Source organism: Vibrio vulnificus CMCP6, assembly GCF_000039765.1.
In the GTDB taxonomy this organism is placed as follows: domain Bacteria; phylum Pseudomonadota; class Gammaproteobacteria; order Enterobacterales; family Vibrionaceae; genus Vibrio; species Vibrio vulnificus_B.
In genome coordinates, this window is record NC_004459.3 from 2,582,489 (window position 1) to 2,600,272 (window position 17,784).

Sequence of the window (17,784 nt, forward strand, 5' to 3'; positions counted from 1 at the left end):
GTCTGCGGAAGCTTGGTTTATGCGGCATTCACCCTTAACGCGGCGTTATGAGGCATATGGATATTCAACTAATACAAGTAGAAAGTGATGAGTTCGAAAGTCTGTTTACTGTTGTTAAACAAGGACTTTATTCGCATGTTGATGCCGTCTTTGGGTGGTGTGATGAGTTTCAGGTCAATCGTTTAAAAAATGATTATGAGCCGCTTTGGTTTCACTGGGTTTACCTCAATAACACGCAAGTTGGCATGCTATGCTTCAAGCCTTACGACAATGCACTTCATGTACATTTACTCATTGTGTTTCCTGAATTTCAAAATCAGAAACTGGGTGAAAGGGTCATGAACATGATTCACGAAATGGCGCGTGAGCAAGGGCGTAGTTACGTAACCTTATCAAGTTTTACTAGAAACGAGCCTGCGGTAAGGTTTTACAAATCCCTTGGCTATCAGGTGACTGAAAGCGATGAAAACTTCCTTTCTTTGTCGCTTCAAGTTGCCTCATAACAAACAATTCAAGAGCGATTCGCAACGCATGGCATTTTTAGTTCAAATCAACTTTAGTGTTTACGGTGCAATCGGTTAAGTTAAGTGGTGGCGTTGCTCACGCCTTAATTGGGCGTTAGGTTTCAGAGTTTATCGAGAGCAAAGTATGGAAATAGTCTTTGTTTATAGAACATATTCAATATTTGGCGGCAACGCCACTTTAGATGTCGCAGGAAAGTGGCTGAGCAAACAGTTGAAAGAAAATTATGGTGGAAACATCACCTCAATTATCTTTGAATTTTGCGCCAAGAATGTATCTCCTCCTAGAAAAACACTAGAGAATAATAATGTTAAGTTTGAAGAGTTTCTCCTTCAGCTCCCTATTGCTGAAGTTCAGAAAAAAGGAACAGAGCTTCGAATTTGCTCAAGGTTAGTTAAACATTATCACGATGATATTGAACGTGATTCTCAGGTGTTATCGCTAAAGGTATTTCAAACAACGCTGAGTAAGAGCGCCACTTTAATAGAGTCATTAGAGGCGCTGAACAACAACCTGAAAGCGTTAGATACAAAAGCTTTATCTAGGGATATACGAAACGCAATAGAAAACGCGCCTCAGACGCTACGTGAGTTGGCAATGTTATACCTTGAACAACAAACCTAACAAAGCGTTTAAGTGGGATTTGGCACGCGTGGCATTTTGAGGTTGCGTTGGGTTCAGTGATTACGGCGCTATGCGGTAGCTTTTGTATTGCGTGCCTGCACCCCTTAACGCGGCGTTAGCAGTCAACATCAATTACAGTGAATAACGAAAAAGTATGACAAGTTTTAAAATTGAGAGGCCAGACTTCCCTTTGTGGGCTCCTAAATCTGTTATCGCTGAATGGGAAGAGCAAGCGGAAGAGGTCGCGTATTGGCAAAGAAAGTTTCCAACTTTAGAGCCTGATACTGATGAAGCCGATATGTTGGCGCGATTATTAACCTATGAAGACATGAAGTCGGTTTGGGAACGACTACCAAAATATAAAATTAAGCCGACTCTCTTTGTCTCCATGGTTCAGTGTTCTCAGTCTTTTATCGGTATTAAGCCTTACAATCTAACTCCCAAAGAGCATGCAATATGGCTTCAAGATGTAAAAGACACAGCTCTGAAATTGAAGTCTTTAATTCAATTTAGTCCCTACGACCGAATCCTAGAAGAAAAGTACCTCAAGAAACGACAAAAATATGTAATGGCAAATATAGTTGAGCACTCTCTACAAATACTCAAACCTGAGGTCAATGTTGAAGAGCACGAAAAAACAAGACCAGCTTATGAATCCTGGCCTGACTTTTTGCCACAGCCTTTAAGCGAAGTGCTGTCTGAGCTAGCGTCATTGGAGTCTGAGGATGAAATTAATGTTGTTGGTTCAAAGCGTAGGAAATCTGTCAGATTAGATAAGCCGAGTCATCCTAATGCCAAACGTAGTTATTTCATTAGAAATTTAACTCAAGAGCTACGAGATTTTACAGGGCAACCTTTGCGTGACATTGTGACAGTCACTACGGCCACAGTATTTGATACGCCATCTTTGACAGAAAGGCAGATCATTCGTATTGCCCCCTGACACAATATCGCCAAAATCTGGATTTAGTGTCATGTCAGGTTGGATAAGCAATTAAGTATCTTAGCAATGTAACCAGTGTTAGGAGAAAAATATGCGTTTTGAAGTTAAAGTTAGTCTTTGTATAAGCCCACAGTTTCTATCTAGCTTAGTTCAAGCTATAAAAATGTTGGCTATTGTCGGGTGCTTGATTTAATAAAGTCGTGTAAGTTGAATGCTAACAAAGCATTTAAGAGTGATTCGCAACGCTTGGCAGTTTCGCTTCGCTCAAGTATAGCCAAGCGCCGCTCACACCTTAATGCGGCGTTATAAAACAAGAGGGCAAACATGGAAAAATCTGAATATGGTAAGTGGATTCATACTGCTTTTACTGGCGCAAGTTTTGCCTACTTTCTAGCAGTCATTGATAAGGTTGACCTGATTGTTTCAAGCTACTCGTTAGCCTTTTCTACGTTGTCATTTGCCTTAGCATTAGCTTTAAACGCTATTTTTGCAATGGTTTACTATGGTTTCGACGGAGAACTAGATGTTACTGAAAAACTCTCTAAATATTGGTTGCTACGACGTTTCAACAGTTTGTCCCAGTGGTCGTTTATCTTTGCTGTGATTGGGTTGGTATATTTTGTCATTGAGCCAGTGGTGAGAATTGTTTTATAACAAACTGTTTAAGAGTGATTCGCAACGCGTGGCATTTTTACTATGCGTTGGTTTTAGTGTTTAAGGTGGTATGCGGCGGCTTCGGTATTGCGTTGCTCACACCTTAACAGGGCGTTAGGCGCTATTCACTTTAGGATTAGGGATGAACGTAGAATTTAAAGTGATCAATTTGGCGCAAGATTATGATTTTTGCGTAGCTGCTCGAAAGGATGCTTACTATTGCAGTTTCGAGACCTTTTCGGGTTTTGATGATTTCATAGCAGGTTATCGAGAACGAATCCAAGAAAGGCAATCTGAAGCAGGTTGGTTTTACATCCATATCTGGTTGGATGGAATATTGGTAGGGCAGTTAGAGTTTCGTTCTTTTTCACCCGAGCCAGAGACCGGTTATGTTCATTTGGTTTACTTGTTGCCTGAAGTTCGCGGTTCTGGTTTGAGCCAGCAAGTTCAGGCCTACATCGAAACAGAATTAGCACGAGCTGGTTGTGAGCGTGCTGTGCTTTCCGTGAGTAGAACGAACGCAAGGGCGTTAAGGTTCTATAAGCGTAATGGTTGGGTATATTGTTGCGCTAATCCGAAGCACGATGATACCGATTTTTACCAATTACAGCTGCGCGCCTAACAAGGCGTTCAAGAGGGATTCATGCCGCGTGGCATTTTTGGTATGCGGTGAGTTTTGGTGGTGAAAGTGGTCTGCGGAAAGTTGGTTTAGGCGGCATTCACCCCTTAACGCAGCGTTATGCTTAATCACTTAAAATCAGTGGTTTATGTTTTTCTTTGTTCCCTTAGCTGATTTGTTTTGTGCTTGTCGGCAAGTTGACTTCATTGGGCGCTGCTTTTCGGACACTTATTCTTTGGCGCTGAAAATGCAGAGAATTGCCTCAATCAGTTTTCAAGCAAGCGCGAGGTTAGGGTGGCTGGCTCAATCAGCAATTTGATCTTAGCTTTTTGAGTTTTAGCGGCCAAATTTCAAAGTCAGATTTTCAAAAATCATGAGTCATTTCAGTTTTTAGGTTTTGCCTTTTGTTAACTAATCCTAGCCGAGTTAATCTTGGTTTTGGTAAAAATGTGGGCGTTGAAGCTTAAGCATAACAAAGCGTTAAAGTGGGATTTGGCACGCGTGGCATTTTTAGTTTGCGTTGAGTTCGGTGGTTACGGCACTATGCGGTAGCTTTTGTATTGCGTGCCTGCACCCCTTAACGCGGCGTTATAACACAAAATCAGGCTATTGCTCAAAAAGGCTATTTGAACTATTATTTGTACATTAAATTGTACTGTTAGGAGTTCAACATGAGCCGTATCCACTTTGACCAAGATATTCAGCCTTTGTCTGAATTTCGTGCTGGCGTAACGTCATTTATTAAACAGATTAACGAAACTCGTAGACCATTAGTAATCACACAACGTGGTAAGGGTGTTGCGGTTGTCCTTGATGTTGCGGAATATGAAGCAATGCAGGAGAAGATCGAGTTACTGGAAGAAATGCGTACTGCTGAAGCACAATTAGCTTCAGGTTTAGGTGTTTCCAATGAAGACGCTCGCGCTCAAGTGTTGGGGCGTATTAAGAAATGAAAGTAGTCTGGTCACCACTAGCATTACAAAAGTTAGGTGATGCAGCCGAGTTTATTTCACTGGATAACCCAGTGGCAGCAGAAAGCTGGGTTAATGAGGTTTTCGATAAAACCGAACTTCTCTCAAATATGCCTGAAATGGGGCGAATGGTTCCTGAGTTACCTCATACTAATTATCGTGAAATCCTTTTTGGCCACTACCGAATCATATATAGCCTCAGTCATGAAATTCGTGTCCTGACAGTAAGAAATTGTCGTCAAATGCTAACGGAAAGTGATGTGTAGCAATTGTGTCTTAGTATCAAGTTTGAAGTGCGACACTTTTTACAGATGCGCATGAATATACTCCGTTGGTGTCCTATACCCAAGTCTTTTGCGTGGGCGCGTATTTAATTTGTGTGCAATTTCATTGCAGAGCTTCTGTGTTACGTGTGACATAGAAGTTCGTTTTGGTAAGTATTGTCGTATCAAACCATTGGTGTTTTCATTAGTCCCTCGCTCCCATGAATGGTATGGATTTGCAAAGTAAAACAGACAGTTATGATGTTTTTCCAGTTGTGCATAACCATGAAATTCAGTGCCGTTATCCGCAGTTATCGTCTTAAAAGGTAAGTCAGAGCGGGTCATGATTTTGCTCATTCTTACGTTGAGCGACTCGCTTGTTCTATCGTCCATTTGCCCAATAAAAGTGTAGCCAGTCATTCTGTCGACTAAAGTCACGATACAGTGCTTGGTTCCGCGTCCAACGACGGTATCAATTTCCCAATGACCAGGCTCTTTTCGATGCTCAGCTTTTGCAGGTCTTTCGGTAATATGACGCTTTGCTGCCAGCCGACCTCGGCTGTCTTTTGAGTTATACCTTTTACGCCTTTTCTTGGTCGATTGGCGTAGGTGTTTCCATAGTGTTCCACCGAGAGTTTTGTCGTTCCAAATATGCTGATAAATGAGCTCGTGGCTCATTGTTGGATAGCCTCTTACCCTTAGGTATCCGACGATTTGGTCAGGGCTCCAATCCAGTCGTAGCAAGGCCTCAGGCAACCTGAAGTCGATTTCGCTGTAGCGCTTGTTTCTGCGCGAGCGGCTTAGCCGGTTGCGAGCCATTTGTTGGGCTCTCCATGCCTGATAGGAGTACCTTTTAAAGTGTCTGTTGTATCGGGAGTTGCGTTCAATTTCTCGATAGATAGTGGCTTTGTGACGCCCCAGTTGTTTAGCTATTTTAGCGGTACTAATCCCTTGCTTTCTGAGCGCAGAAATCATATACCTTTCGTTCTCAGTGAGATGCTTGTATCTCATGTTTTTTACTTCTTGGCGGGAGCAAACTTCATGATTATCGCATCTCACTGTTTTTATGTTCAGAGGTGTCGCACTTCGTACTTGAATCCAAGTTGCATAACAAAGCATTTAAGAGGGATTCATGCCACGTGGTATTTTTGGTATGCGGTGGTTTTTGGTGGTGAAAGTGGTTTGCAGAAAGTTGGTTTAGGCGGCATTCACCCCTTAATGCGGCGTTATGCTCGTAGGAGGAAGTTGTGTATCTCAGGGAAAAAGAGAAAGCTTTAAATAAAGGTGTAATTTTAATCGGCACTATAGGTATTATCGGTATTTCTATTGCGTCAGGAAGCTTGTTTTTAGCTCTAGGTTTGAGCGCGATAGCCGCAATTAGCTTGTTATTACAGCAAAAGTTTCCGGATAAAAATGGCCTTTACAGCATCGAGGTTCTAGATAAGCGTATTACTCTTAAACTAGGAAACAGTGCACTTTGGCATTTGAGTGTATGTGATGTTGAGTCCTTTGATACAACTTACTCAAGGGACGGCGCAGTGATCAGAGAAATTACTTTAAAAACTGTGAGCGATAGTTATGTATTACCAAAACTTGATCGCTTTGAAACTAGCGAAGTTTTGGACCTTGTAACTCTTGTGCAAACCCTAAAAGAACGAGCATAACAAATTGTTCAAGAGTGATTCGGCACGCGTGGCATTTTTACTATGCGTTGGTTTTAGTGGTTAAGGTGGTATGCGGCGGCTTAGGTATTGCGTGCCTCACACCTTAACAAGGCGTTATATGCTTTCAAAATCTGTGAGCGAAAGGGAGTTTATAATGATTCTAAATCATGTCTCAGTTGGTGTTTCAAATGTGCCATCTGCGATGGTTTTTTACGACTCAGTTCTATCTGCTTTGTCCATAAAACGGGCTCATTACATCGAGAATGTCGCGGCTGCCTACGGAGAAAATTTTGAGTTTTGGGTAGGTTGCCCATGTGAAAATGCAGCCTCTTCAGGTAATGGAACTCACATTGCTTTCAACGCGCCAAACAAAGAAGCTGTTGACCAGTTTTACGCTACTGCATTAGAGCTTGGTGGCGAGTGTGCCGGTAAGCCTGGATTGCGTCCAGAGTACGGTGAGACTTACTATGCAGCGTTTGTCCGCGATGTTGACGGTAACAAAATTGAAGCAGTCTTTATGTAGCTGAAGCTACGCATATAACAAGGCGTTTAAGTGGGATTCATGCCGCGTGGCATTTTTGGTATGCGGTGGTTTTTGGTGTTGAAAGTGGTCTGCGGAAAGCTGGTTTATGCGGCATTCACCCCTTAACGCGGCGTTATGTGTCCGAGTACCCCACGTTTAGTAGACACTTTACTAAGTTAGATCTAGGGTCTAATTGAGAGGTGATTTATGGCTAAACATCGTAATCCAGCGTACACCGAAGAGTTCCGTAAAGACGCAGTTCGCTTGGCCAGTCTTCCTGGCCGAACAGCAGTTTCCGTTGCCAAGGAGCTGGGCATCAGTGCCCAGCAGATCCGGAACAGTTCACACGCCTATCTGATAAACAGTTTAACACTTTAGACGGTGTCGATTATTCGAAGAATGAGTCTAAAGAGCTTCGAGCGCTAAGGCGCGAGAACAAGCGACTCATAGATGAAATGGAATTCCTAAAAAAGGTCTCGGCGTACTTCGCGAAGCAGCAAGAGTGAAGTACGAGTTCATTGAAAGCTATACCGGCGAGTACTCGATCAGCTTAATGTGTCGTACTTTAGAAGTGAGTCGAGGTGGCTACTACAAGTGGTGTCGTCATACGCCGAGTGAACGTTCAAAGCGGCGAGAGCGCTTTGAACAGCTTGTCATGTGTACCTTTGCCCAATATCGGGCACATTACGGTTCAGTGCGAATAGCAGAAGAGCTAAACGAAGCAGGCCATGCCTGCTGCGTGAACTATGTGGCTGATACCATGAAGGAAAAAGGTATCAGGGCACGTAATGGTAAAGGGTTTAAGTACAGCAAGGATGTGGCTGCGATGACGAATGTTGCTGACAATTTACTGCGTAGAGACTTTGTATCTGAGACCCCGAATCAGAAGTGGGTCACGGACATCACGTATATCTGGGTGAAGAGCCGCTGGCTCTTCTTAGCGACAGTGATGGACTTGCATTCCAGGCGTATTGTGGGTTGGTCTCTAGGGACAACAATGACCGTTGAGCTCATCACGAATGCTCTAAAAATGGCATTTGAGTTACGTAAGCCGCCTAAGGGTGTCATTATCCATTCGGACCGTGGTGTACAATACAGAGCATATAAATATCAAGACTTCATGCGTAAGCATGGAGGTGTACCGAGCATGAGTCGACAGGGTAACTGTTGGGATAATGCAGTGATGGAGTCATTCTACAGTCGACTGAAAGTCGAGTTGATATACGCAGAAGACTACCAAACTGTCGAAGAAGCCCGAATGGGAATCTTCGAATACATCGAGGTATTTTACAATAGCAGAAGAAGACACTCAGCGTTGGGGCATGTCAGCCCGGTTGAGTACGAAAGTCTGTAGTTATGTACTGTCTACTTTTTGTGGGGTACACCAATACTTAATATATGGTTCCGGTTTACATGATTCTAATTTTCAATTTCTTCTTATGTCATTTTAAATAAGTAGGGGTGCAGATGTTTCGATTCATAATGGCTGTTTGCTTAATTTTTATTAGCTGTCCTAGTTTTAGTTCAATAGAAATAAATGGTACATACAAGCAATACATTGAAGATGGTGTTTATTCCACGCTTGTTGTTGAAAGAAAGGACCAAAGTAGTGTTTTTATATCAATGAATTGCCAAAATGGAAGGCCAAATTTCAACTCAGGAATGGTTAAAAGAACACTTTTAAAGTTAAACAACAATACTGTCCGTTATAATAAAGCTCGCTTTGATGATGAAGCTTGCATAATTGATATAGAGTTTACTGAAAATCAAGCAAAGGTTTCTCAAATTGCAGGCTATGGAGTGGTCTGTGGTTTTGGCATGAAAGTAATATGTGATGGAGTGTTTACAAAAAAATAGTACTAGTTTGACTGTTTGGGTGTTTTATTGCATGACGATGCGGTCAGGCTAATGGGCTGCTCTCGCGTGCTGGCAATGTAAAAAGTGTGGCAGTCTTAGATTTTTAGTTTTACCAGAAAGAGAATTTGAGGGTTGGGTGAGAAAGCTGGGTTAAGCACATAACAAGGCGTTTAAGAGGGATTCATGCCGCGTGGCATTTTGGGTTTGCATTGAGTTTTGTGGTGAAAGTGGCTTGCGGAAAGTTGGTTTACATACTTGCTGCAATGGTTTTAACATTATGACTATTACCATTCTCAGCCAGTTCTTTTTGAATGCGCCTCGCACCATCTCGGCCTTTGCTGCTGTCAAACGTCTCCTTGACCTTGATATCAAGTTCTTGGCGATTTGCCTCGCGTTGGATGGCCTTGTGGCGATGCCTAATCCAGAAACAAAATCCACTCCGAAAAACTCTGAACACTATAGCAATCCAGATAATGCTAAAACTCAGCAGGTGTTCGAGAATCAATTCATAGCAATTAACTTAGATTTTTCGCGAAGTAGATGACGGCCTTTTACGATTTTGAGGTCTTGTGCTTGCTCCGCCTACTGACTTTTGAGCTTTGCTAACTCAACGGCAAACTCTTGTTCTCGTTGCCCAATATTAGTGATTGTATTCATTTAACTCAATGTCCAAACTGCTGGTGCGGTTAAAAATCTATACCGACAACTTTAGTGAACATGGATTTTACTCCTAATCCTAATACTGTGCCTGTCGTGCCGTACAGCAATGTTACAAGGGAGGTGCGTTAATAACATCAAAGCGTGTCATAAATATGGGCATACCACTTAAGCAATATGATTCATACCAAGAGATATGAAGGACTGCCAGGTTAAGTCTGGATTACTACAGCTAGCTAATCCAGGCATTTTCCGATTTAACTCGCCCCTTGTTATGGGGTCTGCTACTAAGCCAATACATAATGAGTAGGAGCAACATCGTTAGACCAAACAATGCCATAAATGCATGATTGATGACTGTCTCCATCGCTTGGTTAGAGCTGATGCGGGGAGCCAAAATGAGCGTAAGTTGCCCTTCGTCGTTATTCACTGCCTTCAAGATAGTTGCATCAACGCGTTGATAAGCAACTTCAGCCTGCATTTGGATTAACCTATTCAATGTCTCTATTTTAACATCGTCATGGACAGGATCTGGATTTGCTCTCATTATGGCTATTTCTTGCAAATCAGCACTCGTTGGACCCATCCACTGAATAGAAAGAATGTTTTGCTTTGGGGTTGGTAACTTCAATGAAGCATGATTGTTTCGCCATATTGTACTTCTCAGGTTATGTAATTTACCTTGATAATTTTTAAGGCTATCACTATTTTTAAGTAACTTTTCATTCGCAAACTCGCCACCTTGTAATGCTTCGTCCCAACAGTTGTCGCTACAGTGGCTTTTTGTTGCCTCTCGCCATAATACTGAAAACTCTTGTTTGAACGCTGAACAATCTGCAGCCAATGAATCTGTACTTCTAGTTGAGCTTCCTGTAGCTAATGTATTATCCGTTTTAACACCCTCACTCTTTGCATCAGTTGGGCAGTATTTCGCTAAATGATTAGCGATTTCCATTAAGCTCTTTACAGTAAATATCGCTAACTCACTTCGCCTATACATGACTAAATTATCGACTGAATACGACTTTTTTACTTCAAAAGCCAGCATCATCAACATGTAGTCTCCTTCTGAAACGTCGGGGGTATAATCTGGCTCATTGCTGATAAAATCTTTATACTCTTCGACCAACTCAGTATTAGGAACCACTTGAAAGTCTTCATCCGTCAACGCATATTTAAATACGTTGCAATAGAGAAGCGCATTATCTTTTGAAAAGCTATCTAAACACAAACGGGGGCGATTGATTAATAAATGATCGCCAACTTTTAAATCGCTCGATGCCCAATCTTGAAAGGTGTTAATTTGATAGGATGCGCTATTTTTAAGCATGGTAAAAGCGGCATCGCGCCATTCCAATTTTGTGTTGAAAGCGATGATTAAACTAGCGCAGAGTAATCCCACCGCAGCAGTAAGATATTGTGGTTTTCTTTTCGCAAAATCGCGTTCTGAAATTTCGTTTAAACCTATTCGCACAACGGTCGATTGATTCTGTTCAATTTCAAAGTATACATTTTTATTAATACTCACCGTATTTTGCCAATGGCTTGGCATCCAAGCCTTTTTTGTTTTCCCGTTTGGTTCAGTGAATGTCAGCCAAGTTTTTCGATCAGAGCTATCTAAAGACTCTATTTTGCCGAAATATCGCGTTATCACTATATTGCTAGGTTCATATTTTGGCTTTGTCTTTAAAAAAAGTATCAGTAGTGCAATAACAGTTACCGTAAGCAGAACTACTGGAGCAAGCCATACAGGTTCAATGGCAATATCAATCTTGCTGATGTACGCAAAAATACTCGTAGCCACTACTATAATTAGCGGTACGGAAAAATTGTAAAAGGGAGGTGATAGATACAAAACTTCTGTTTGGGTGGCGGGTCGTTCAGACTTTAACACGGTTTGAGGGACAGTGTGCGTTGCTGGCCCCATACATTGCTCTACAGGTTGTGTTGTGCTTGGCGCATATGCTTCCGCTCCCTTAGAGAAGAGTGATGGCGCACTTGCAAGAGTATTATTGATTTCATCGACAATATAGTAATCGTTAAGACGAAGGACTAGAATTGTCTCGGCAACCACAACGACTTCAGCAAGTTGATCCTCAGTATCAAGGAAGTATATCGCTTTATCGGATATTGCTACCGGATAATCAGCCAAAGCGAGGAATTTCGTTTTTCCCTCATCATCTGGAATTACATGCACCTCAAAAGGTTCAGTGATGTAATAAACCTCAGAATATCCGACATCAAAACCATATAACTCTGAGAGGGCGGAACGCTCTTCTTCAGAAAGGTTTGCATCACGCTTCACACTTAGCAACTTAGTCCGACGCTCTTTTAAGGCTGCTTCTTTATCACTACTACTATTGAATAGTGTATTGATTAAACTAAAAACAAGAAATATTTTTATTATGATGGCAAGTTCATACATGTAAATATAAAGTCCTTTTTATGTTGATCATTTGTTGTCTTTACAGTTTTCAACCAATGATAGAAGCAAATATGCAATTTCCGTGTTAATCAACATCCATAAAATTACCCAAGATATCTCAATCCTAATAGAAAAGTGATCACATCTACCTTTCATATAGCTCATGATAGGATGTAAATAATTCCACCAATAAATATAACCGTAGCGTTTTAACTCACGTTATAAAACATATTAGTCATCATTTGTAATTGATGAATTTGTTAATTTGGTTGGATGTGAAATTCTTCTGTTCGACATTATCAGAGCAAAATCAACGAAAGGCCATATAAAAAATGTCGCAATTAAGAGACGGATTGCGTAAAGTTTCATATCCTTTAATTGGTGCTTACTGCGGCTTTGTTTCTAAGTTCGAGTTCAATTAAAAACGCGCCTAGCATGGCTAATTGTAAGGTGATTAGCTTCGTTTCAGATATACCTAGCCTCGTAAGCCCATCCAATGTTTTGAGCATGGAGTAATTCTAGCCAACGTGGCCGTTGTCATTTCTTAATCTGGCAGAACATCACCGTCTCTGAAAGCGAACGGCTATGGTGGCCATACTTATTTTTCCTATAATTATTTGCACCATATAGCTGCTGGTGATCGACAGGTAAATTGCGAGGATGACCATGTTCCATAGAGTTGTCACTTGTCTCGCTGGAATTCACTGTTTGGCTCGTTTAATGAGAATCGCTTCGGAGCACAACTTAGTGTCATACACACTATCATCAGATATCTCTACGATTCTTTGTCGCGCCTGTTTGAACAAATTGGGGAGCACTTCACCGGGCTGACATTTGGGGCAATGACTTCAGACGCTCCGAGCTTCCCACCTAAATCTGGCCCTTTGTTACGAATGGGGTGCTGTTGCAAATATTAGACAAATTTCAAGTTTGTGCATTCCTTATTTAAGTTTTTTCTAAAAAGCATCATATGCAACTGTGTTTTCTTCGCTTTTATTAGAAATGCCTACGCAAATAGGGTTAATTACCGGCAGTTAACCGATATAAGGAATGAGAAGTGACTAGCATGGTGAGGAATTACAAGCAAATGGCTGTGTCATATTGCTTTATTACGCTTTGTATCTTGGCAATGAGCACTGGAGTTGGTGCTCAAGAACTAGAAGCAAAACAGGTATTAGCGGGTAAGTTGGTTATTCAGGTGCCAGCAGAGTTGCAAACAATGCCCAAAGAGTTGATTGAAATTAAGTTTCCAAATTCCAACCGACCCACTGATGTGTTGAGTGATTCGACAGGTGGTGTGACTCTTGCGTTTAATCATACTCAAAATGTTCTTTCGCCTAATCAAATCAGAGAAGCACATGGTGTCATCTCGAATATGTTTAAGAATAGGTATCCCTCAGCGACTTGGTTCAGAGATGAAGTCAGTCCCCTAAACGGTCAAGAGTTTATCATCATGGAGTTGATCACTCCGGCCATAGATACTCAAATTCACAACATCATTTATGCAACATCCATAGACAATAGGCTTTTGTTTGTCGCGTTTAATACAACGGTAGAGCAGTCTGAACAATGGTTACCGGTTGGCAAACAAATCATGGCCTCAATACAAGTGGCTAAGTCGTCATTGTTAGTGGAGTAGGGAAAGCATGGATGCAGCATTTAATGAGAAAACACCTAAAAGCGCATTTATTCTAAAGGTCGTTGTGTTGATATTTTGTGTAGTGGTTATCGGTCAGACGAGCGCAATCTACCTCCCCGCAATAAATGGAAAATTACCAAACTTATCTTCGCTCTTAGGAATAGTGGCTTGCTATATTGCACTGTTTAGTACGGGGGCTATGTTAATAAAGAGAAGTAAAGTTTGGTTCGGACTGCTTGGAATAATCGTTGGGGCTGTGGTTTTCTTTGGTGCTAGTTTTTTGGCAAGTTACGTTACCGCAAAAGATCGTGCTATCGATAGATCGGTGGTGGAAAGAAACAAAACTTTGCCAATGATGCTGGACGAATACACTCAACTGGATAAGATCTCGGTGAATCATGAGAGCAAAGGGTACAATTTGCACTTATCGCTGATTGAACACTCAAAACTGGACATTGATGTCGAGGTTTTGAATGAATTCTTTGACGTAGACATCAAACCCACTACCTGTTCAAATGAACAGTTAAGAATGCTTTTTGAGCTGGGCTATAGTATTAACTATCTCTATTTGGACAAAAACCAAGAACGTATTAACGACTATAATATTAGGCCAGAAGACTGTGGCATTTAAGAGTCTAAAATCTTGGGATTAAAAAGCGCGATAGAATAGAAAAGTCGCGCTTTATTTCGTTGGTTTATTCAATCTTGTCGACTGAAAGCGAGGGCTAGTAATTATCTCGCTTCATAATTCAACTGGATTTCATCATTTTGGCGGTGAAGCCAGTGTAGACGAACCCCCAACATAGCGGCCGCAGAAGATAAGCCGACGATGAATCCTATCCAGAAGCCTTGTGCCCCCATTGGTTCAACAATCCAATCGGTAAGACCAAGAACATAACCAGTAGGTAGACCAAGTAACCAATAGGCGATAAATGTTCGGTTGAAGATCGCTCGCATGTCTTTATAACCACGTAGCGCACCAGCGGCGATAACTTGTATCGCATCGGTACATTGATAAATAGCGGTAAAGATCAACAACTGCATCGCTAAGGTGATAACCACTCGGTTATCGGTATAGAGGAGAGCGATTTGCTCTCTCAGAATAACCGTCAGTAAAGCGGTAAACACTGCAGTTGAAAGACCAACTAAGATACCGACATGAGAAGCAATGCGAGCGCCTTCTGTCGATTTTTCACCAAGCATATGCCCAACACGGATACTGGTTGCTGCGCCAATACTCATAGGTAACATGAACACCAATGAAGAAAAGTTAATGGCAACTTGGTGTGCTGCAACGACAGTAGAACCCAATGGCGCAACCAACAAAGCGACGACCGCAAACAGAGTCACCTCGAAGAAAAGTGCGGCAGCGACCGGAAAGCCAAGTTTAAATAGCTTAACTTGCGCATTTAGCTGTGGTGGATGAAACGTAGTAAACAATTGAACCTGCCTTAGTCTATGTGACGTTGTCACATAAAACAGTAGCAACAAAAACATGATCCAATACACTATGGCTGTGGCGACGCCACAACCTACACCACCAAGGGCTGGCGCACCCAATTTACCGTAAACGAACATCCAGTTCAGTGGAATATTCAATAGTAAGCCAATGAAACCGATCACCATGGCAGGTTTTGTTAAAGACAAACCATCAGTCAAACTGCGCAGTGTTTGAAACAATAGAAAAGCAGGTACGGCAAACATCACAGCGTGTATATAACCAATGGTTTTGGTCGCCATTACCGCATCGACATTCATGTAACCGAGTATCCACTGAGTTTGAAACAATACGCCAATGATCGGGATACTGATCAATAGGGCCATAACCGCGCCTTGTTGAATTTCAAAAGGGACTTGCTCTCTTTTGCCTGCACCATTGAGCTGAGCGACAACAGGGACCAGTGCCATCAATAGCCCAATACCAAACAAAATAGAAGGCAGCCAGATACTTGCTGCGACAGAAACTGCAGCCATGTCCGTTGCACTGACGCCACCCGCCATCACGGTGTCCACAAAACCCATACCGGTTTGAGCAACAGATGCAATCAAAACTGGTGTGGCGAGCTTAATCAAATTAGAAGCTTCTTTTTTATAGCGATGCACGTTAACTCCAATGTTTAAGAAAAAGATAAATATGCTAAGCGTGCGAGGCACGTTGGGACGTTTTCGATCGGCAAAGACCACAAAAGTGGTTTATGAGGCGCTAAAAAACAGTAGTTGCACAACCTAAACTAAGGGGGCAGTATGGAAATCCGACGGTGCTTGGCGCTTAAGGCATATTCCACCGTGATAATAATGGAATCTCATATTTCAGGCTACAGAAAAGAAGGTAACTTAGATGTTTACAGGCATAGTACAAGGTACGGCAGAGGTTGTTATCATTGAGGCAAAAGAGTCATTTCAAACTCATACCATTCGCTTATGTGGTGAGATGCTTAGTGGCTTGGCCATTGGTGCTTCAGTGGCACACAATGGATGTTGTCTGACGGTGACAAAGATAGCAGATGATCTTGTCAGCTTTGATTTAATGCAAGCAACACTCAAGTTAACCAACTTAGGAACGCTTCGTGTTGGCGATCGAGTCAACATTGAGAGAGCGGCAAAGTTTGGGGATGAAATTGGTGGTCACTCAATGTCGGGCCACATCAGTACCACGGCAACGATCGATCAAATCATCGACACACCAAATAACCGCACCATTTGGTTCAAACTGCCTTACGATGATGCGATGAAATACATATTGGCGAAAGGCTACATAGGCGTAGATGGTTGCTCGTTAACGATTGGGGAAGTCGAAGCAGAGCGTTTTAGTGTGCATCTCATTCCAGAAACATTAAATCGAACTCTGTTTGGTCAGCGTAACGTTGGGGAAAGCGTGAATATCGAGTTTGATCCGCAAACCCAAGCGATTGTTGACACGGTTGAACGTGTACTTATGTCTAAAGGTGTCGTTGCTTAAGCGACACCAATCCACCAGCCAATATAACTAGAAGACTTGTTCGTCGTCGGCATCGACGATGAGATTAATGGTGTCGTGCAGTTCATCCACCATCATGTTTAAATGAATGGCATGACAACATGCAGGGCAATCATCATAAAACTCCTGGTCGCCATTGCTGGCGTCTAGAGTAATTCCGATTTTGTGGCCGCAGTGTGGGCACGCAAATTTCTTCTCAGTGTAGTTACGCATACATCTTATTCCTTACGTCTAACCTGTCTAACTTAGGGAGCTACGCTTTGGGTTTAGTGCTTCCTATACCACGACATACCAAGCTTGGGTGTTCGTTTTCATAGTAGGCAGAGAAGTTGCTATTTGGGCCGAATTAAGTACGAAACTTGACTATTAACTCAATATTGAAACGCTTTCTTAGAGTTGATAGTGATGTGCGTCGAAAATTGCATGGCGCACATCTGAAAACAACGTTAGTAGGAAAGGATTTTGTCGATCGATTTTTGTGCCTGCTCTAAATAGTGGCCGCCAAATTGGTTACAGTGATTGAGAATATGATAAAGATTGTAGATCTCTTTGCGCTGAGTATAACCGAAAGGAAGTGGTGCAATATCTTCGTAGCCACGATAAAACTCAGCGTTAAATCCACCAAAAAGTTCCGTCATCGCAATATCACATTCGCGGTCTCCCCAGTAACAGGCTGGGTCATAACAAATAGGCCCAAAGGCAGACAAAGCCACATTACCATGCCACAAATCGCCGTGAATGAGAGAGGGGCGGGGATTGTGGTTAAGTAACTGCCGAGCAACAACTTCAACAATCTCATCAATCACTCCGAATGTGACCCCTTTTTCTTTCAGCAGTTGCAATTGCCAGCCTATTCGTTGCTCTGAGAAAAAGGTAGACCACTTCTTATGCCACGCATTGGGTTGCAAAGTCGCACCTAAGTAGTTGTCTTGATCGCAGCCATACTCTTTCTGTTCTCCCCAAAGATGAAGATAAGCCAATTGTTGACCAAATTTATAGCTGTTCTCGGTATCTTCAAGGGGCTTTGTCGGGAGGAAATTAAGGATGATAAATGCGTTGGATTTGGTATTACCAATCAAAACCAACTCAGGTAGGGTGACGCTGTCGGTTTGGCGAAGCAAACGCAGGTTTTCGGCTTCAACTTGGAACTTGCTTAAAAAGTCTTTTGAGTTGATCTTAACGAAATAGCGCTGCTCACCATCGCTGATCATATAGCATTCATTGATGTCGCCACCAGACAAATGCACTTTTTCAACGATATCGTAGGAAAACATTAAGGTTTCAGAAAGCTGTTGAGAAATGGCCTGCCACATAGTCGTCCTCTCTTTTTGATAACCGCACATCTAATAGTTTAATTCATAACTCAATTTCGGATTTGGTTAACTGACAAACTTTTCAAACATTGTGATTATTTTGAATCGCGAATTAACACAACTGTGAATCGAG

Annotated in this window: 20 protein-coding genes and 1 pseudogene; 15 read left to right on the plus strand and 6 right to left on the minus strand. The window is 42.0% G+C overall.

From position 1 onward, the window contains the following. Positions 1–47: 47 nt before the first annotated feature. The 7 genes from VV1_RS12125 (at position 48) to VV1_RS12155 (ending at position 4,599) form a co-directional block, all read left to right on the plus strand. The gene (locus VV1_RS12125; protein ID WP_011080395.1) at positions 48–503 is read left to right on the plus strand and encodes a GNAT family N-acetyltransferase; all 456 of its coding nucleotides are present in this window, start codon (positions 48–50) and stop codon (positions 501–503) included. A 145-nt stretch (positions 504–648) separates the two neighbouring features. Continuing rightward, positions 649–1,146 (plus strand): hypothetical protein, encoded by a 498-nt coding sequence (locus VV1_RS12130; protein WP_043921032.1) that lies wholly within the window; start codon positions 649–651, stop codon positions 1,144–1,146. Positions 1,147–1,300: 154 nt separating this feature from the next. Next, positions 1,301–2,089: a hypothetical protein gene (locus VV1_RS12135; RefSeq protein WP_011080396.1), complete on the plus strand. Its 789-nt coding sequence runs from the start codon at positions 1,301–1,303 to the stop codon at positions 2,087–2,089. A gap of 324 nt (positions 2,090–2,413) precedes the next feature. Next, entirely contained in the window at positions 2,414–2,743 is a 330-nt protein-coding gene (locus tag VV1_RS12140) for a hypothetical protein (RefSeq protein WP_011080397.1), read from the plus strand. Positions 2,744–2,885: 142 nt separating this feature from the next. Then, entirely contained in the window at positions 2,886–3,365 is a 480-nt protein-coding gene (locus VV1_RS12145; RefSeq protein ID WP_011080398.1) for a GNAT family N-acetyltransferase, read from the plus strand. Between the two features lie 668 nt (positions 3,366–4,033). Then, positions 4,034–4,315, plus strand: a complete 282-nt coding sequence (locus VV1_RS12150) for a type II toxin-antitoxin system Phd/YefM family antitoxin (protein WP_011080399.1) — start codon at positions 4,034–4,036, stop codon at positions 4,313–4,315. Beyond that, complete coding sequence (locus tag VV1_RS12155; RefSeq protein WP_011080400.1) at positions 4,312–4,599, plus strand: type II toxin-antitoxin system RelE/ParE family toxin; 288 nt, start codon at positions 4,312–4,314, stop codon at positions 4,597–4,599. Before VV1_RS12150 ends, VV1_RS12155 begins: the two co-directional genes overlap by 4 nt. A gap of 39 nt (positions 4,600–4,638) precedes the next feature. Here VV1_RS12155 and VV1_RS12160 read toward each other — a convergent pair whose 3' ends face one another. Further along, positions 4,639–5,607: an IS30-like element ISVa6 family transposase gene (locus VV1_RS12160; protein ID WP_011080401.1), complete on the minus strand. Its 969-nt coding sequence runs from the start codon at positions 5,605–5,607 to the stop codon at positions 4,639–4,641. A 236-nt stretch (positions 5,608–5,843) separates the two neighbouring features. On the opposite strand from VV1_RS12160, the gene VV1_RS12165 reads away from it, so the two are divergent. The 5 genes from VV1_RS12165 (at position 5,844) to VV1_RS12185 (ending at position 8,640) form a co-directional block, all read left to right on the plus strand. After that, positions 5,844–6,260: a hypothetical protein gene (locus VV1_RS12165; protein ID WP_011150394.1), complete on the plus strand. Its 417-nt coding sequence runs from the start codon at positions 5,844–5,846 to the stop codon at positions 6,258–6,260. Positions 6,261–6,414: 154 nt separating this feature from the next. After that, the gene (locus tag VV1_RS12170) at positions 6,415–6,783 is read left to right on the plus strand and encodes a VOC family protein (protein ID WP_011080402.1); all 369 of its coding nucleotides are present in this window, start codon (positions 6,415–6,417) and stop codon (positions 6,781–6,783) included. A gap of 207 nt (positions 6,784–6,990) precedes the next feature. Next, positions 6,991–7,161 carry a transposase gene (locus VV1_RS23950; RefSeq protein ID WP_011080403.1) on the plus strand — a complete coding sequence of 57 codons (171 nt, stop codon included), beginning with the start codon at positions 6,991–6,993 and terminating at the stop codon, positions 7,159–7,161. 82 nt (positions 7,162–7,243) lie between these two features. Then, positions 7,244–8,137, plus strand: a complete 894-nt coding sequence (locus tag VV1_RS24430) for an IS3 family transposase (protein WP_133295503.1) — start codon at positions 7,244–7,246, stop codon at positions 8,135–8,137. 113 nt (positions 8,138–8,250) lie between these two features. Next, positions 8,251–8,640, plus strand: coding sequence for a hypothetical protein (locus VV1_RS12185; protein ID WP_039553776.1), 390 nt, complete (start codon positions 8,251–8,253; stop codon positions 8,638–8,640). Between the two features lie 250 nt (positions 8,641–8,890). Here VV1_RS12185 and VV1_RS24440 read toward each other — a convergent pair. Both VV1_RS24440 and VV1_RS12195 read right to left on the minus strand, forming a co-directional pair. Continuing rightward, positions 8,891–9,285, minus strand: a pseudogene (locus VV1_RS24440) (helix-turn-helix domain-containing protein); the annotation flags it as partial. Positions 9,286–9,529: 244 nt separating this feature from the next. Further along, positions 9,530–11,722 (minus strand): hypothetical protein, encoded by a 2,193-nt coding sequence (locus tag VV1_RS12195; RefSeq protein WP_011080406.1) that lies wholly within the window; start codon positions 11,720–11,722, stop codon positions 9,530–9,532. 1,066 nt (positions 11,723–12,788) lie between these two features. Here VV1_RS12195 and VV1_RS12200 point away from each other — a divergent pair. Both VV1_RS12200 and VV1_RS12205 read left to right on the plus strand, forming a co-directional pair. Then, complete coding sequence (locus VV1_RS12200) at positions 12,789–13,361, plus strand: hypothetical protein (protein ID WP_243357159.1); 573 nt, start codon at positions 12,789–12,791, stop codon at positions 13,359–13,361. 7 nt (positions 13,362–13,368) lie between these two features. Then, positions 13,369–13,992 (plus strand): TrbC/VirB2 family protein, encoded by a 624-nt coding sequence (locus VV1_RS12205; RefSeq protein ID WP_011080408.1) that lies wholly within the window; start codon positions 13,369–13,371, stop codon positions 13,990–13,992. A 101-nt stretch (positions 13,993–14,093) separates the two neighbouring features. Here VV1_RS12205 and VV1_RS12210 read toward each other — a convergent pair whose 3' ends face one another. Continuing rightward, complete coding sequence (locus VV1_RS12210; protein WP_043921033.1) at positions 14,094–15,464, minus strand: MATE family efflux transporter; 1,371 nt, start codon at positions 15,462–15,464, stop codon at positions 14,094–14,096. Positions 15,465–15,699: 235 nt separating this feature from the next. Here VV1_RS12210 and VV1_RS12215 point away from each other — a divergent pair, with 235 nt between their 5' ends. Continuing rightward, on the plus strand, positions 15,700–16,320 hold the full coding sequence (locus VV1_RS12215) for a riboflavin synthase (protein WP_011080410.1): 621 nt from the start codon (positions 15,700–15,702) through the stop codon (positions 16,318–16,320). A 27-nt stretch (positions 16,321–16,347) separates the two neighbouring features. Here the strand turns inward: VV1_RS12215 and VV1_RS12220 are convergent, their stop codons facing one another. Together VV1_RS12220 and VV1_RS12225 are read right to left on the minus strand one after the other, a co-directional pair. Continuing rightward, positions 16,348–16,551 carry a CPXCG motif-containing cysteine-rich protein gene (locus tag VV1_RS12220; RefSeq protein ID WP_011080411.1) on the minus strand — a complete coding sequence of 68 codons (204 nt, stop codon included), beginning with the start codon at positions 16,549–16,551 and terminating at the stop codon, positions 16,348–16,350. Between the two features lie 233 nt (positions 16,552–16,784). Beyond that, positions 16,785–17,651 carry a fructosamine kinase family protein gene (locus tag VV1_RS12225; protein ID WP_011080412.1) on the minus strand — a complete coding sequence of 289 codons (867 nt, stop codon included), beginning with the start codon at positions 17,649–17,651 and terminating at the stop codon, positions 16,785–16,787. Between the last annotated feature and the right edge of the window lie 133 nt (positions 17,652–17,784).

Bases quoted from the DNA above. Each gene is read 5' to 3' on its own strand.
- VV1_RS12225 (WP_011080412.1), bottom strand. From the start codon at position 17,651: ATGTGGCAGGCCATTTCTCAACAGCTTTCTGAAACCTTAATGTTTTCC.
- VV1_RS12200 (WP_243357159.1), top strand. From the start codon at position 12,789: ATGGTGAGGAATTACAAGCAAATGGCTGTGTCATATTGCTTTATTACG.
- VV1_RS12220 (WP_011080411.1), bottom strand. From the start codon at position 16,551: ATGCGTAACTACACTGAGAAGAAATTTGCGTGCCCACACTGCGGCCAC.
- VV1_RS12195 (WP_011080406.1), bottom strand. From the start codon at position 11,722: ATGTATGAACTTGCCATCATAATAAAAATATTTCTTGTTTTTAGTTTA.
- VV1_RS12130 (WP_043921032.1), top strand. From the start codon at position 649: ATGGAAATAGTCTTTGTTTATAGAACATATTCAATATTTGGCGGCAAC.
- VV1_RS12155 (WP_011080400.1), top strand. From the start codon at position 4,312: ATGAAAGTAGTCTGGTCACCACTAGCATTACAAAAGTTAGGTGATGCA.
- VV1_RS12135 (WP_011080396.1), top strand. From the start codon at position 1,301: ATGACAAGTTTTAAAATTGAGAGGCCAGACTTCCCTTTGTGGGCTCCT.
- VV1_RS12140 (WP_011080397.1), top strand. From the start codon at position 2,414: ATGGAAAAATCTGAATATGGTAAGTGGATTCATACTGCTTTTACTGGC.
- VV1_RS12170 (WP_011080402.1), top strand. From the start codon at position 6,415: ATGATTCTAAATCATGTCTCAGTTGGTGTTTCAAATGTGCCATCTGCG.
- VV1_RS12145 (WP_011080398.1), top strand. From the start codon at position 2,886: ATGAACGTAGAATTTAAAGTGATCAATTTGGCGCAAGATTATGATTTT.
- VV1_RS12160 (WP_011080401.1), bottom strand. From the start codon at position 5,607: ATGAGATACAAGCATCTCACTGAGAACGAAAGGTATATGATTTCTGCG.
- VV1_RS23950 (WP_011080403.1), top strand. From the start codon at position 6,991: ATGGCTAAACATCGTAATCCAGCGTACACCGAAGAGTTCCGTAAAGAC.
- VV1_RS12125 (WP_011080395.1), top strand. From the start codon at position 48: ATGAGGCATATGGATATTCAACTAATACAAGTAGAAAGTGATGAGTTC.
- VV1_RS12215 (WP_011080410.1), top strand. From the start codon at position 15,700: ATGTTTACAGGCATAGTACAAGGTACGGCAGAGGTTGTTATCATTGAG.
- VV1_RS12185 (WP_039553776.1), top strand. From the start codon at position 8,251: ATGTTTCGATTCATAATGGCTGTTTGCTTAATTTTTATTAGCTGTCCT.
- VV1_RS12205 (WP_011080408.1), top strand. From the start codon at position 13,369: ATGGATGCAGCATTTAATGAGAAAACACCTAAAAGCGCATTTATTCTA.
- VV1_RS12150 (WP_011080399.1), top strand. From the start codon at position 4,034: ATGAGCCGTATCCACTTTGACCAAGATATTCAGCCTTTGTCTGAATTT.